Source organism: Stappia indica (assembly GCF_001696535.1).
In the GTDB taxonomy this organism is placed as follows: Bacteria; Pseudomonadota; Alphaproteobacteria; order Rhizobiales; family Stappiaceae; genus Stappia; species Stappia indica.
Map to the genome: position 1 here is coordinate 1 of NZ_MBQE01000014.1, position 627 is coordinate 627.

1 protein-coding gene is annotated in these 627 nt (G+C 51.7%); it reads left to right on the forward strand.

All coding sequences use genetic code 11. The features are described 5' to 3' along the window. Positions 1–121 precede the first annotated feature (121 nt). Positions 122–538, forward strand: a complete 417-nt coding sequence (locus tag BBX35_RS24100; RefSeq protein ID WP_083206564.1) for a phospholipase A2 family protein — start codon at positions 122–124, stop codon at positions 536–538. The last annotated feature ends 89 nt before the right edge of the window (positions 539–627 follow it).

The following is a 627-nucleotide window of genomic DNA, read 5'->3' on the forward strand; positions in this document are numbered from 1 at the left end:
CTCATCCTCCTGAATCCAGACAGTTGGCAGCCTTCTCTCAGAGGAGCAGAGGGAGCCTGGAGGTGCTTCTGGACCCCCTTCAACTCTGAGAAAAGGCTGCCAGCTGTCTGGATTCAGGAGGATGAGGACTCTCTGGATAGTGGCCGTGTGCCTGATAGGCGTTGAAGGGAACCTTTTCCAGTTCGCGAGGATGATCAACGCAAAGCTGGGAGCATTTTCTGTTTGGAACTACATCTCTTACGGATGCTACTGCGGCTGGGGGGGCCAAGGCACGCCAAAGGACGCCACCGACCGCTGCTGCTTCGTGCACGACTGCTGTTACGGGGGAGTGAAAGGCTGCAACCCCAAACTGGCCATCTACTCCTACAGCTTTCAGAGAGGGAATATCGTCTGCGGAAGAAACAACGGGTGCCTGAGGACCATTTGTGAGTGCGACAGGGTCGCGGCAAACTGCTTTCACCAGAATAAGAATACATACAACAAAGAATATAAGTTCCTCTCATCCTCTAAATGCAGGCAGAGGTCAGAGCAATGCTAAGTCTCTGCAGGACGGGAAAAACCCCTCCAATTACACAATTGTGGTTGTGTTACTCTATTATTCTGAATGCAATACTGAGCACTAAACAG